The organism is Corynebacterium sp. HMSC068H04, assembly GCF_001811255.1.
Taxonomy (GTDB): Bacteria; Actinomycetota; Actinomycetes; order Mycobacteriales; family Mycobacteriaceae; genus Corynebacterium; species Corynebacterium hesseae.
In genome coordinates this window covers 42,442-56,849 of sequence record NZ_KV803956.1, presented here as the reverse complement: position 1 = coordinate 56,849, position 14,408 = coordinate 42,442, and the positions used below count along the sequence as shown (strand labels likewise).

At 59.9% G+C, this 14,408-nt stretch carries 11 protein-coding genes; 5 read left to right on the top strand and 6 right to left on the bottom strand.

Features of this window, described 5'->3' with window-relative positions; all coding sequences use genetic code 11:
- Nucleotides 1-195 precede the first annotated feature (195 nt).
- Together HMPREF2792_RS00275 and uvrA are read right to left on the bottom strand one after the other, a co-directional pair.
- Complete coding sequence (locus HMPREF2792_RS00275) at nucleotides 196-1,176, bottom strand: serine hydrolase (protein ID WP_232748407.1); 981 nt, start codon at nucleotides 1,174-1,176, stop codon at nucleotides 196-198.
- A complete protein-coding gene (gene uvrA / locus HMPREF2792_RS00270; protein WP_070529912.1) occupies nucleotides 1,176-4,013 on the bottom strand; it encodes an excinuclease ABC subunit UvrA in 2,838 nt (945 codons plus the stop codon). The genes HMPREF2792_RS00275 and uvrA overlap by 1 nt, the downstream gene beginning before the upstream one ends.
- A gap of 76 nt (nucleotides 4,014-4,089) precedes the next feature.
- On the opposite strand from uvrA, the gene HMPREF2792_RS00265 reads away from it, so the two are divergent.
- From HMPREF2792_RS00265 to HMPREF2792_RS00250, 4 genes are all read left to right on the top strand, one after another.
- Nucleotides 4,090-4,692 (top strand): MBL fold metallo-hydrolase, encoded by a 603-nt coding sequence (locus HMPREF2792_RS00265; protein ID WP_070529910.1) that lies wholly within the window; start codon nucleotides 4,090-4,092, stop codon nucleotides 4,690-4,692.
- 95 nt (nucleotides 4,693-4,787) lie between these two features.
- Nucleotides 4,788-5,711, top strand: a complete 924-nt coding sequence (locus HMPREF2792_RS00260) for a DoxX family protein (protein WP_070529908.1) — start codon at nucleotides 4,788-4,790, stop codon at nucleotides 5,709-5,711.
- A 141-nt stretch (nucleotides 5,712-5,852) separates the two neighbouring features.
- Complete coding sequence (locus HMPREF2792_RS00255) at nucleotides 5,853-8,093, top strand: HelD family protein (protein WP_070529907.1); 2,241 nt, start codon at nucleotides 5,853-5,855, stop codon at nucleotides 8,091-8,093.
- Nucleotides 8,094-8,103: 10 nt separating this feature from the next.
- The gene (locus HMPREF2792_RS00250; RefSeq protein WP_070529905.1) at nucleotides 8,104-9,120 is read left to right on the top strand and encodes an App1 family protein; all 1,017 of its coding nucleotides are present in this window, start codon (nucleotides 8,104-8,106) and stop codon (nucleotides 9,118-9,120) included.
- Nucleotides 9,121-9,205: 85 nt separating this feature from the next.
- Here the strand turns inward: HMPREF2792_RS00250 and HMPREF2792_RS00245 are convergent, their stop codons facing one another.
- The 4 genes from HMPREF2792_RS00245 to HMPREF2792_RS00230 form a co-directional block, all read right to left on the bottom strand.
- Complete coding sequence (locus HMPREF2792_RS00245; RefSeq protein WP_010190091.1) at nucleotides 9,206-9,646, bottom strand: universal stress protein; 441 nt, start codon at nucleotides 9,644-9,646, stop codon at nucleotides 9,206-9,208.
- 143 nt (nucleotides 9,647-9,789) lie between these two features.
- A complete protein-coding gene (locus tag HMPREF2792_RS00240) occupies nucleotides 9,790-10,236 on the bottom strand; it encodes a universal stress protein (protein ID WP_070523204.1) in 447 nt (148 codons plus the stop codon).
- A gap of 114 nt (nucleotides 10,237-10,350) precedes the next feature.
- Complete coding sequence (gene uvrB / locus HMPREF2792_RS00235) at nucleotides 10,351-12,444, bottom strand: excinuclease ABC subunit UvrB (protein ID WP_070529903.1); 2,094 nt, start codon at nucleotides 12,442-12,444, stop codon at nucleotides 10,351-10,353.
- 88 nt (nucleotides 12,445-12,532) lie between these two features.
- Entirely contained in the window at nucleotides 12,533-12,895 is a 363-nt protein-coding gene (locus HMPREF2792_RS00230; protein WP_141746419.1) for a DUF4259 domain-containing protein, read from the bottom strand.
- A gap of 104 nt (nucleotides 12,896-12,999) precedes the next feature.
- On the opposite strand from HMPREF2792_RS00230, the gene HMPREF2792_RS00225 reads away from it, so the two are divergent.
- Complete coding sequence (locus tag HMPREF2792_RS00225; protein ID WP_070529899.1) at nucleotides 13,000-14,376, top strand: DUF4185 domain-containing protein; 1,377 nt, start codon at nucleotides 13,000-13,002, stop codon at nucleotides 14,374-14,376.
- Nucleotides 14,377-14,408 lie beyond the last annotated feature (32 nt).

Sequence of the window (14,408 nt, the reverse complement as noted above, 5' to 3'; positions counted from 1 at the left end):
TCCCGGCGCCAGTGGCATCCGGGAGTTTCTTTTTCAAGCACGCACCACCATGTGGCGCCTACTCTTAACCTTTATCCTGCGTTGGAATGGTGATTCCTACGCGGCCTCAGGTGGGAGAAACTCCGCTTGCGGCCCAAGTACCTCCTGGAGGAGGCGCTACGGGCGGTAGTGCGCACTACTCTAACACCACATGCATCAATCACCAAATCGGCGTGCAGGTGAGTTAGTTGTTGGTTCGGCCGACGCACCTTGCCTCTTCGACGCTGCGCTTGCCGACGCCTCCCCAGCCCTCGGCGCTGCGCCAGGCCGCGCACAACCAACCAAGGGCTTTAGCGCGCCCTCCCCCAGAGCCTCGGCGACAACACGGTCTAGGCCTGCAGCAAGCAAGTTAAGAGCGGGTATAGCCTCCTCGGCGTAGTCGCCGGGCATGGTGACCTCAATGGCCAATCCCACCGTGCCATCGGCATCCTTACCGACCCCCTCGGTTTCCCGGACCCCAATCTGGCGGTGGGTATACCCGTTGTCCTCCTCGGAAAGCCTCCAGCCGCCTTTGGCCCGGGTATGCGGGAGGCGGTCGAGTCCATTGTCTTGCCATTCCACGATGTCATCCATCGCGTCATAAACCTGCGCGGCTTCGGAGATACACGGCAAGTGTGCGCCAAACTTGGCCTGTTCTTCGAGCAGCCACGTGGAATATCCAAATGGTTCCTCGAATTCGCCGGATGAGTCGTATTCCTTCAAGAGGGCCTTGACTGCGCTCCCCGCGTCCCCCTCGGTCCAACGAACGTGGGACCACAGTGCGTAGGCGGCATCGTTGTCCGATTCCTTAATGGCGAGGTCCACAAGCTCAGGGCTAGCCTCGTCGCGCAAAGCCGCGATGGCGATCGGCACCTTTACGGTTGACCATGCAGGCTCTTCACCCCTTAGTCCAGCGTTGAACGTTCCCTGTTGATCCGCCACTGACACTCCGGCTTGAACGTCATACTCGCTTTCGACGTCTGCGACGACGGCGCGCAGCTCCGCATCGAGGTCGTAGCTGTTCTTAACCCCCTCACTAGATGTTTCGGGAGCTTCCTGCACTGCGTCCCTATCCGGGGCAGAACAGCCCGCCGCAGTTGTAGCCACGGCAAGACCGAGAGCCACCGCGGCCGCGTGCGTGAGCTTCTGCCCTACCATCAGACCATCTCCTTGAGGAACCCTCCCGTATAGGAGCCTTCCACCTGTGCCACATCTTCTGGTGTGCCCTGAGCCACGACGGTACCGCCGCCGGAGCCGCCCTCGGGGCCCATGTCAACGATCCAATCTGCAGCCTTAATGACGTCCAGATTGTGTTCAATGATGATAACGGAGTTGCCTTTATCCACCAGGCCCTGGATGACGAGCATGAGCTTGCGGATGTCCTCAAAGTGCAGGCCCGTCGTCGGCTCATCCAAGATGTAGACCGTGCGCCCATTCGTGCGCTTTTGTAGCTCAGATGCCAGCTTCACGCGCTGTGCTTCACCGCCGGAAAGTGTTGTAGCGGCTTGACCCAGGCGGACGTATCCAAGGCCCACCTCCACCAAGGTATTGAGATAACGGTGAATCGAGGTGATGGGCTCAAAGAACTCTGCGGCCTCTGAAATCGGCATGTTGAGGACCTCAGCAATGTTCTTACCCTTATAGAGAACCTCCAGGGTCTCGCGGTTATAGCGTGCGCCCTCGCATACTTCACAGGGCACGTAGACATCGGGCAGGAAGTTCATCTCAATCTTGATGGTGCCGTCACCTTGGCACGCTTCGCAGCGTCCGCCTTTGACATTGAAGGAGAACCGGCCCGGCTTGTAGCCGCGAACCTTGGCCTCCTGGGTTTCCGCGAAGAGGTTGCGGATCTTGTCGAAGACCCCTGTGTACGTCGCCGGATTTGAGCGCGGGGTGCGCCCGATGGGGCTCTGGTCCACCTGCACGAGCTTGTCTAGGTGTTCCACGCCCTCGACGCGCTTGGCTCGACCCGGCACTTGGCGGGCGCGGTTGAGCTTGTTGGCCAAGGTCTTGGCCAAAATCTGGTTGACCACGGTGGACTTTCCGGAACCGGACACGCCTGTAACGCAGACGAGGACGCCCAGGGGGATCTCCACATCAATGCCCTTGAGGTTATTCTCGCGGGCGCCGACCACCTTGAGCATGCGCTCAGGATCGATCGCACGGCGCGTATCGGGGACAGCGAGCTTCTTCTTGCCCGAGAGGTATTGCCCAGTGAGCGATTCCTCCACGGCTTCGATACCGGCGGGTTCACCCTGATAGACCACCGTTCCGCCGTACTCGCCGGCGCGCGGTCCAACGTCGACAAGCCAGTCCGCCTCCCGAATGGTGTCTTCATCGTGCTCCACCACGATCAAGGTGTTTCCGATATCGCGCAAGCGCTTCAACGTGGCGATGAGGCGCTGGTTATCGCGTTGGTGTAGGCCGATGGAGGGCTCATCGAGCACGTAGAGAACTCCCGCTAGGCCGGAACCGATCTGTGTGGCGAGGCGGATGCGCTGCGCTTCACCACCGGACAGCGTGGAGGCGCCGCGGTCGAGGGTGAGGTAGTTCAGACCGACGTCGAGAAGAAAGCGCAAGCGCGCCTGGATTTCCTTTAGTACAGCACCAGCGATGATCTCCTCGCGGTGGCCCAGAACGAGCGAGTCGAGGAACTCTGCTGCCTCCTCGATGGACAGCGCCGTCAGGCCCGCGATGGACTGCTCACCGTGAGCGGTCGAGGCCAAGCGCACCGCCAGGATTTCGGGCTTGAGGCGCGTGCCGTTGCAGGCATTACAAGGAACGCGACGGGTGTACTGAAGCAGGCGGTCCTTCTGCGATTCGGAATCAGCCTGATCAAGCTTGCGCTCCAGGAATCCGATGGCACCTTCAAAAGGCGCGGACCAATTGCGTTGGCGGCCATAGCGGTTCTTGTAGCGCACGCTGACTTCCACGTCAGTGCCATAAATCAAGGCGTGACGCTGCTCCTCAGTCAACTCAGAAACCGGTGTGCGGGGATCGAAGTCGAGGGCCTTCGCTAGGCCTTCGACGAGCTTGACGAAGTACCTCGCATTGGGACTCGACGTCCACGGTTGGATGGCCTCCACAGCCGGAGCATCCGGGTCTGGGATCAACAGATCAACGTCAACCTCAAGGCGGGTGCCCAAACCGTCACACACCGGGCAGGAACCGAAAGGTGCGTTGAAGGAAAAGGCGCGCGGCTCATATTCCTCAATGGTCAGCGTATGGCCGTTGGGGCAGGCAGCCTTCTCCGAGTAGGTGTGAGTGAGCTCCTCCCTGTCGACGAAATCCAGGGTTACCAGGCCATCAGCCAAGCGCAGAGCAGTCTCCACGGAATCCGTCAGCCTCTGCTTTTGGGAAGCCTTGACCTGCAAGCGATCCACGACGACGTCGATGTCATGCTTAATCTGCTTCTTCAGCTTGGGCGGATCACTGAGTTGGTAGAGCTCACCATCCACCCGGACGCGGGAATATCCCTGCGCCGCGAGGTCCGCGAAGAGGTCAACGAACTCGCCTTTACGGCGGCGCACAACCGGTGCGAGGACCTGAAACTTAAGCTTCTCCTCGTGGCTTAAAACCTCATCCACGATTTGCTGTGGGGTTTGACGCTCAATGACGGCATCGCACTGAGGGCAGTGCGCCGTGCCCGCGCGGGAGAAGAGCAGACGCAGGTAATCATAGATCTCGGTGATGGTTCCCACTGTTGAGCGCGGGTTGTGGTTGGTGGACTTTTGGTCAATGGACACCGCCGGAGAAAGCCCATCAATGAACTCAACGTCCGGCTTATCCATCTGGCCAAGGAACATGCGCGCATAGGAGCTCAAGGACTCAACGTAGCGCCGCTGGCCCTCGGCAAAGATGGTGTCGAAAGCAAGCGAGGACTTGCCCGAGCCAGATAGGCCGGTAAACACCACCAATTTGTCGCGCGGAATATCGATATCCACGCCCTTGAGGTTGTGCTCACGCGCACCTCGTACGACCAAACGATCAGCCACTAGTTGCTGCCTTCCTACACAAATGTATGTGTGTTCAGAGAGTTCTCAATCAGAATGTCCCCGTATGGTTGGACTTATGAACAACGCGCTTGAGCTTCATAAAATTTCCGTGTCCGACATGAACAACAATTGCTACCTACTGTGTGCGGGCGAAGAAGCGCTGCTTATCGACGCCTCCGCTGACGCCCCCGCGCTTCTTTCTCTAGCCGCAGATAACGGAGTAAAGATCACCTCCGTGCTTACCACCCACCGCCACTGGGACCACGTGCGTGCATTGAAAGAAGTCTTGGACACAACCGGCGCCGTGCACTATGCCTCTTTCCTCGACTCCCCTGCCCTGCCCGCGCCCGTCGACGTGGAGCTCGAGCATGGCGATACCCTGCCTTTTGCCGGCTTCGACCTACCCGTCATCATTTTGCGCGGACACACTCCAGGCGGTGCAGCGGTTGCAGCGGAGATTGACGGTGTCACCAACCTCTTCGTCGGCGATTCCCTCTTCCCCGGCGGCGTGGGGAAAACCACCTCGGAAGGTGACTTCGTGCGCCTGTACAAGGATGTCACGCAGCGGCTCTTTGATGTTTACCCCGACGAAGCGATCGTCCGCCCTGGACACGGAGCGCCCACAACGCTTGGCACAGAGCGCCCGCATCTGGACGAGTGGTGGGAGCGCCGTTGGTAACGACGTGTTAACTGCTGCCCTCACAGCAGCAGTTGTTTAACCCGCGTACTATGGTGTGACGAACGTCTTTACAGATCTATCGAATGGAGCACGTCATGATTCGTAAGTTTGCCCGTCCTATGCTGGCCTCCGTGTTCATCTGGGATGGTGTGGATACGCTCCGCAACACCTCGGAGCACGTCGCGGACACCGAGTCCGTGCTCAAGCGCCTGCGCAAGGTGCTGCCGCGCGAGTACGCAGGCTACATCCCTAACGACCCCGAGCTGGTTACCCGCGCGCTCGGCGGCGCAAAGACCGCCGCGGGCACCAGCTTGGCGCTGGGCAAGGCACCGCGCACCTCCGCTGCTGTGCTGGCGCTGACTCACGTCCCCAACTTGGTTGGAAATGCTTTCTGGACCGCAGATTCCAAGGAAGAAAAGGAAGCACAGCGCAACGGCTTCATTACCAACACCGCTCTGCTCGGCGCCCTGGCCATCGTCACCCAGGACACCGAAGGTAAGCCATCTGTGCGTTGGCGCGCTGCCAAGGCTTCCGAGCGCGCGAACAAGAAGATCCAGCAGGCGCTGCCGGGCAAGTCCGAGCAGCAGAAGTTTGCGGAGGACTTCTCCACCCGCGCCAATGAGATTTCTTCTGATGTCACGGCCAAGGCCAATGACTGGCTCGAGACCGCCAAGGACTACGTCGAGGACAACCGCGATGACTGGGAGTCCACCGGACGCGATTTCCTCGAGTCCGCACGCACCTTCGTGGAAGACACCGCCGAGACCGCGCGCGAGTTCATTGAGGACAACAAGGATGACTGGCTCGACGCAGCCCGTGATAACTCCGCTACCGCTCGCAAGGGCCTCGTCAAGGCGGCCGGCAAGGCGCAGGACCGCGCTGACGCGGCCCTGGCCAAGGCCGATTCGCTTGATAGCAAGCGCGCCCAGAAGAAGGCTCGCAAGCGCGCGGAAAAGCTGCAGAAGGAAGCATCCAAGAAGCTCGATAAGGCATTCAAGAAGTTCGGTGACCGCCTCTAAGCACGTCGCCTAAAGTTGCGGATAGCCCCGCAACGCACCGTGATACATGGAAGCGGTGGAGACAACAACGGCTCAGCTAGTATGCTGGGCCGTTGTTCTTTTCTACCCAGGAGAAGCCTTCAAACGCGCCCAAGGAGCCTTGTGTCTGAATCTTCATCCGTGCCTCGCACCGCAAACCCTGGTGCTCAAGCAAACGATCCGCACACCGAGATTGCCAGTGAACAAGCCTATGTCGATGGCCTTTTTGCGCGTCTCGATAATGAGGTCCACGCCGCAAATGAGCGCCTCAATGAGGTACAGGCTGCCGTCGATCCGCATACCCCGGATGCCGATGCTCTGGTGCGCCGCGAAACCGAGTACCACGGGTTGCAGGCCAAGCTGGACCGTCTAAACATCGCCCAACTCGGCCTAGTTTTTGGGCGCATCGACATTGATGCACCCGGTGATAACCCCACCCCGGAGGGACTAGACCGCCGCTATATCGGCCGCATGGGGCTCGATGCCCGCGAGGAGGATTACCGCACGCTCCTTCTGGATTGGCGCGCCCCGATGGCGCGACCTTTCTACCTTGCCACCACCGCGCACCCCGAGGGAGTCCACGTCCGCCGGCACATCAGGACTACTGGGCGCACGGTAACCGGAATCAGCGACGAAGTCCTCGAAGGCGAGTCACACACCGACAGCAGCGACGTTGCCAGTGAGTCCGCCCTCCACCACGTCATGCAACAGGCCCGCACTGGGCACATGCCTTCCATTGTGGAAACCATTCAGAGGGAGCAGGACGAAATCATCCGAGACAGCACGCGCGGCGTCATGGTGGTCGAAGGCGGGCCAGGAACCGGCAAGACGGCGGTGGCACTGCACCGTGTGGCCTATTTGCTCTACACCTACCGCGAACAACTGGCCGCCACGGGTGTGCTCATCGTGGGTCCCAACTCCACCTTCCTGGAGTATATTTCCCGGGTGCTTCCGGAGCTTGGTGAAACCGGCGTTGTGCTTTCTACCATCTCTTCTCTCTTCCCCGGCATTGAGGCTACTCACCCTGAGTCCCTGCTCGCGCGCGAAATCAAAGGCTCCGCGGCCATGGTGGAGATCCTCGGCAACGCGGTGAAAGACTATCAACGCCTGCCGGAACAATCGCGCACGCTCGAGATCGATCGGCTCGAGCTCACCGTGGACCCACAGATGGTCAAGGCAGCACGGACACGTGCACGGCGCTCGCGCAAACCGCACAACGATGCACAAGCAGCGTTTGCGGAGCACCTCACCGAGTCGCTGGCCCAGCAGATGGCTGAACGCATTGGCGCTGACCCTCTCGGCGGCAACAACCTGCTCTCCCGCGCGGATGTGGATCAGCTCCACGACGACCTCGCGGAAGAACCCCAGGTGCTAGAGCTCATCGACGAGTTCTGGCCCCACCTGACACCCACCGATGTCCTCGCCGATCTCCTCAGCAGCACCGAACGCATCGATTCGGCGGCCGGCGACTATGATGATGAAACCCGCAGTGCGCTCTACCGTGAGGACGGCCGAGCTTGGGCGCCTTCCGACGCCGCGCTTCTCGACGAACTTGCGGTTCTCATCGGCATGCCCGACCCCGAAGCAGAACGTGTCGCCGAAGAAAAAGAATGGCGTGAGCAAGTCGCAGAGGCAGAAGACGCACTCGATATCCTGAGCTCTTCCGATTCCACCGACAACGATGACGACATGTTCGAAGCGGAGATTCTCTCTGCCCACGACGTCATCGACGCCGAGCACCTCGCTCGACGCCACGAGGTTCGGGACTCCCGCACCACCGCCCAGCGCGCCCGTGAAGACTACACGTGGGCCTACGGGCACGTCATCGTCGACGAGGCCCAAGAACTCACCCCGATGGAATGGCGCATGATTTTTCGCCGTAGCCCCTCGCGGTGGATGACTCTCGTGGGCGACACGTCCCAGACCGGTGCCCCTGCCGGCGTCGATGATTGGGCGGACACGCTCGAGCCGTTCGTCGGCGAGCGCTTTCGGCTTCACGGGTTAAGCGTCAACTACCGCACCCCGCGCCCAATTACCGAATTGGCCAATCAACTCTTGGAATCCATCAACCCCGAAGCGACGCCGGGTATCGCTGTTCGCGACGGCGTGGACGTCATCTGGCGCGAGGATACGGACGACCTTGAGCCAGCTACCTTCCAGGACGATGAAGGGCGCCTGCGGGCTGTGATCACGGCGGCCAACGTTGAGCACACCAAGGGGCTAGAGTTTGACCACGTCACCGTAGTCAACCCGGATGACATCGTGGCAGCATCACCGCAAGGTCTGCACAACCTCTACGTGGCCCTCACGCGCGCGACGCAGTCCTTGACCATCGCCGGCCGTTACGCGGAGGTTTTCGGTTAGTCTGGTGCGCATGGCACTTTCCGATATCGCCCGCAAAGTCGAATCCACCGCGAATGCATTCTCACTCAAGCACTCCGCACGCAAAGGCTGGCAGCCCAGCATTACTGGCTATGCCGGCTACGGCAACGAGGACTTTGTCCACGTGCTTGGCCGCGTGCTCATGCACGATCCCAAGGCTGAGGAACGCGATACGTGGACCCAACGCGGATACCGCCAATTCTTCACCATCCAGGTCACGCATCACGAGGTCGAAGTAACTGTTGGCGGTAAGACGGTGTCGGGCACCACGAACGACAACGGCTATATCGATGTCCTCGTCCATGATCACGGGCTAGAACCTGGCTGGCACGACGTCACCATCCGCGCCAAAGGCGCGGACGAGGTGCGCGCGGAAGTCCTCATCGTGGACAAAGACACGACATTCGGTGTGGTCAGCGATATCGATGACACCATCATGGTGACCTGGCTGCCGCGAGCCATGATTGCAGCGTGGAATTCCTGGGTAAAGCGCACCAATACGCGAACCCCCGTCGAAGGCATGGCCAGTTTCTACCGGGAGATCTCTCAACAGCACCCAGAGGTTCCCTTCGTCTACCTCTCCACCGGTGCGTGGAATACCTATGACACCTTGGTCAATTTCATGGCGGAGAACGGCTTCCCACGTGGCCCACTGTTGCTCACCGACTGGGGCCCAACGCCCACCGGTCTTTTCCGCAATGGCCAAGAACACAAGCGCGTCCAACTGCGCAACTTGTTCATTGCTTTCCCCAAATTGCGCTGGCTTCTCATCGGTGATGATGGGCAGCACGATCCTCTGACTTATGCCGACGCCGCGGCGGAGCATCCCAACCGTGTGGCAGCGCTAGCAATACGCAACCTCACGCCACAAGAGCAGCTGCTCTCCCATGGCTCGCTTGCTCCCTTGGTCAAGGTCAACAAAGAGTCTTCTTTCGATATCCCGCTTATTCAAGGCGCCGACGGTAACGCCCTCGCCCGCGCCTATCGCAAGCTTCGGTTCGGCTCTTAGAAAAGCACCACAACGCGCAAACACGCCCCAGAGACTTCCGACGAAGAAGTTTCTGGGGCGTGTGCGTACCGTAGCCCGAGAAGGCTTAGTTGACGGTGTGGACGATCATGACGTCACAATCAGACTGACGCGCGACATCCGCCGGAACCGAACCGAGCAGACGGCCGGTCAAGGAATTAATTCCGCGGTTACCAACGATGAGCAGGTCAGCCTTGTTGTCGTTGACGATGGACATCAGAGCCTGAACCGGGGTGCCCGGACGCACAGCGGTCTCCACCTTCGTCACGCCGAACTTCTCTGCGTGTTCCTTGCCGGAGGCGAGGTTGGCTTGAGCCTTCTCATCACCGAGAATCGTCACTGAATCCTGGCGCAGTGTCTTGGAGGCTTGCTCCTGGTTCTCGTAGTAGGCGCAACCGATGATGAGGGTGGCATCGAAGGCTGCGGCGATCTTGGCGGCGCGCTCCACTGCGAGCAGGGAGGACTTGGAACCGTCGGTACCGACCACGATCTTGTTGTAATCGCTCATGATGACCTTTCTTCGCTGGGCCCCAACCTTGAGGCCACCGCTAAACAAAATTCTAAAAGCTTTTGCGCACCCGCTAGTCTAACAACGCTGGCGTGTTCGCGTCGATCAGCGCGTGTGCTGTACGCCCGACTGGAGCCCGGCGCTTACTCAGTGGTGTTGACCACCACAACATCCGCGTGGGCCTTACGGGTTAGCTCCGTCGCAACGGAACCGAATACCCGGCCGCGAACTGAATGGATTCCCTTGTTACCCACCACGAACAAGTCGACGTCATAGTCCTTGCCCACCTCGATGAGTGAGTTCACAGGGTCGCCAGACTTAGCGATGATCTCGATGCGCTTCGCACCCTCGCCGTGCGCGATCTCCGCGGCATTGTTGAGGAAATTCTCTGACATTTCCTCGCTGACGACGGGCACGCGGGCGTCCTCTGCGTTCGGTGCGCCGAGCATCGAACCGGAGTGGTTGTAGAAAGCAGACACGATGATCAACGTCGCATCATAAGCACGCGCCATGGATGCGGCAGAACGGACGGCACGCAGGGATGTCGGTGATCCATCGGTTCCCACGGCGATGACGTTGTAGCTCAGCATGATTCTCCTTATATCTAGTGGTTAATCCCTAACAGTATGGCACGGCTGCCCACGCTGAGTGTGGTGTTACCCGCCCAGTGCACTAACGAGGTTTCAGTATGCCGGCCCAGACTGTTAAATCCCGGCCTCTTTGAGTCCACGTTGCTCCTTCTTCAGGTCCGCGATCTCATCGCGCAAGCGCCCCGCCAGCTCGAATTTAAGCTCTCGGGCGGCTTCGCGCATTTGGGTCGTCAGGTCGTCGATAAGCGCCTGCACCTCGTCGGCAGCCATGGAGGACACATCGGGCTTCTCGACGATTGCCGTGGGGTCCGCCCCCTGCTCCTGCTCATCGGCGTTGTCGTAGACCTGGTCCAAAATGTCAGCGATCTTCTTGCGCAATGGCTGCGGGTCGATGCCGTGTTCCTTGTTATAGGCAATCTGTTTTTCACGGCGGCGCTCAGTCTCCTCGATGGCTTCCTGCATCGAGTCCGTAATCTTGTCTGCGTACATGATGACCTCACCGGACACGTTTCGGGCGGCGCGGCCAATTGTCTGGATGAGCGAAGTGGTGGAACGCAGGAAGCCTTCCTTGTCTGCGTCCAAAATGGCGACGAGTGAGACTTCGGGAAGGTCGAGGCCCTCGCGCAGCAGGTTAATACCTACGAGCACATCGAATTCACCCAAGCGCAGCTGCCGCAGTAGCTCCACGCGCTGCAGCGTATCGATATCCGAGTGGAGGTAGCGCACCTTGATGCCATGCTCCAGAAGGTAATCAGTGAGGTCTTCTGCCATGCGCTTAGTCAAGGTGGTGACCAATACACGCTCCTGCTTAGCGGTGCGGGCGCGGACCTCATCGATGAGGTCATCGATCTGGCCCTTGGTGGGTTTGACCGTCACCTTGGGATCCACCAGGCCGGTGGGGCGAATGACCTGTTCGACGAACTCGCCGCCGGAGGCCGTCATTTCAAAATCACCAGGCGTGGCCGACATGTAGACGGTTTGCCCCACGCGCTCCTCAAACTCATCAAAGGTGAGTGGCCGGTTGTCTACGGCAGACGGCAAACGGAAGCCAAACTCCACGAGGTTGCGCTTACGGGCCATATCACCCTCAAACATGCCACCGATCTGCGGGACGGTCACGTGGGACTCATCGATGATGGTAAGGAAGTCCTCCGGGAAATAATCCAAGAGTGTCGCCGGCGCCGAACCGGCAGGGCGCCCGTCGACGTGGCGCGAATAGTTCTCAATGCCGGAGCAAAAGCCCACCTGCTCGATCATCTCGAGGTCGTATTCGGTGCGCATTCGCAGGCGCTGTGCTTCGAGCAACTTGCCGCGGTTCTCCAGCTCGGCGAGGCGTTCCGCAAGTTCTTCCTTGATGTCCTCGATGGCCCGCGCCATGCGCTCTGGACCCGCCACGTAATGAGTCGCGGGGAAGATTCGCACCTCGTCGACTCGCTCGAGAACATCGCCCGTCAACGGGTGGATGTAGTAGAGCTCATCCACGTCATCGCCGAAGAATTCGATGCGCACCGCACGCTCCTCATAGGCGGGGATGATATCCACGGTATCGCCCTTGACGCGGAAGGTTCCGCGCGTAAAACCCACGTCATTGCGCTCGTACTGGATATCCACGAGCAGGCGCAGGAAGCGATCGCGGTCAATCTCCTCCCCTTCCTCCAGCACGACCGAGCGGTCGAGGTAGGACTGCGGCGTGCCCAAGCCATAGATGCAGGACACAGAGGACACAACGACAACATCACGGCGGGAAAGAAGCGCCGAGGTGGCGGAGTGGCGCAGGCGTTCCACGTCCTCATTAATCGAGGAGTCCTTCTCAATATAGGTATCCGTCTGCGCGATATAGGCTTCCGGCTGGTAGTAATCGTAGTAAGAAACGAAGTACTCAACGGCGTTGTGCGGGAGGAGCTGGCGCAGCTCATTTGCCAACTGGGCCGCCAGCGTCTTATTCGGCGCCATCACGAGTGTCGGGCGCTGCTGCTTTTCGATGAGCCACGCCGCAGTAGCGGATTTACCGGTACCCGTGGCACCCATGAGGACGACGTCGCGCTCGCCGCGGCTCAGCCGCTCATCCAGTTCCGCGATGGCGGCGGGTTGGTCGCCGGCGGGCTGGTACTCTGATTCAACACGAAAATCGGCCGAGCGCCGTTCGATTTCACCGACAGGACGGTGTTCCGAGACCGGCAGGATAGGGTGTTCAGCAGCAAAAGCCATGCCGACCAGTCTAACGCGCCGAAGCCTAAACCTGCTAGGTCCCGGCAGGTCAACAACCCAGCCACTGTGTGAGGCAAGAGAGAACGGTTTAGGGCAATACAGCACGCGTCGTGCGCAGCCACAGATCTAACTCACCCGTGGTTTCCCACAGAGCATAAATCGGGGAATTATTGGGCTCCATCGCTGTGTTAATTTTCTGGCGCAGCCAGGCCCGAGTCTGCGGCGTGCGCAGCGCTTTAACGGATTCGACACTGACTCCAGCGGGAAGTTTGTCCGCCGGGGACGTCGCCAGTGCGCCTAAGGCGATGACGACCTCGGCGTCGTCAACATCGATGGGAGAATCCACGCAGCTTTTCTTAAACGTGTCGAGGTCGAAGGAGCCATCACGAATTTCCGCGAGCACTTCGCACGCGGCGTGATTATCAAAAGGCCCAACGTCCCAGGTTCCCATGGAGGGGCAGATTAAGCACTCAAGATGAACGGGGCGCGAGCACAAGGTAAATTTTAGCCACCATATGCTTTAAAAGTTGCCGCTCTCCTTTAGAATCGGCTGGCATGAAGTTTCGTTCCCTCGCCAGCGCAGTAACCATCGCCGGTCTCGTGCCCGTCGCTATCGTGTCCCACACGCCCACCGCCCAAGCTTCTCCGTGTACGGCCTATTCGAAATCCGGTAGCTTCACGTCGAAGTCCGAGGCCTCCGGGCCGGGAGGTGGCTCTTCGCTAGGAGGGCTCGACGCGCTGCTGGGTAGCTCCTCTCGTTCGAGCAGTTCAGGTGACTCCGCAGCACCACAGCGCAGCAACTATAACCAGCGCCAAATCACCGGCGGACCGACACAAATCATGCAGCTCATCACCGGTTCCGGTTCCCCGAACCGCACCGACCAAAAATTCGACATTTCCGGAACCGACCTCGGCATTGCCTACTCTGACAACGCGGGCCGCTCCTACTACGTCTTCGGCGATTCCATGGATTGTTCGAGCGACGGTGATGGGTGGCGTTCCAACCTCCTCTTGCGCACGAGCGACCACGACTACGGTGATGGCCTACGTCTGGAGGAGGCGCTGACTAACTCCGGATGGTCCGCCAATGGCCGCGCAAAGGAGTTCATCCCCTCCCAAAAGGTGGGAGATCAAGATACCAACGGCGAGCGCACCACCATCCCCACAGCGGGCATCGTGGTCGACGGCGTGCACTACATCGACTACATGTCCGTGCGCTCTTGGCACGACCCGAAAACCGGATGGTCCACCAATTTTGGTGGGACCGTGAAGTCGACCGACGGCGGAGTCACGTGGCGCGCGGTACCGGAGGCCACGCGCACTAACGCTAGCCACGGGACGAACGCTCCCATTCCCGGCGGCGCAAACTACCGCCCAGGTTTCGAAAAGCTGCAGCAATCGGCCTTCATCGAGCACGACGACTATATCTACCGTTACTCCACGGGAAACGGCCGCCGTGGCCCGGCATATTTATCCCGCGCGTTGAAGTCTGAATTCCCCAACGAAGATGCCTTCAGCTACTACTCGGATGGCTCATGGGTGAAGGATCCCGCGCGGGCCACCGAGGTGCTCGATGGCAAGGTCTCCGAGCTTTCCGTGGCCTACAACCACTACTTGGGCAAGTACGTCACCATGTATGGAGTGGAGGGAGAGGGCATCGTCATGCGGACCGCAGATAGCCCCGAAGGACCATGGTCACCGCGCCGCATGCTCGTGGGCGCGAAGACCACCGAGGTTGTCAGCGGCGAGCCACTCAATGACACGTACGCGCCCTTCGTGTTGCCGAACCAGGATGACCAGCACCTGTATTACACGCTGACATCGTGGCACGATTACAACACCATGCTGATGCGCACTGACCTTGATTTCGTGGGCGAGGACATGGAGAACAACGACCACATCGCAGTCTCTGACGTCGTAGCAACGCGCTAGGAGCTTCTGCCAGGAAGTTGCTGCTAGGAAGC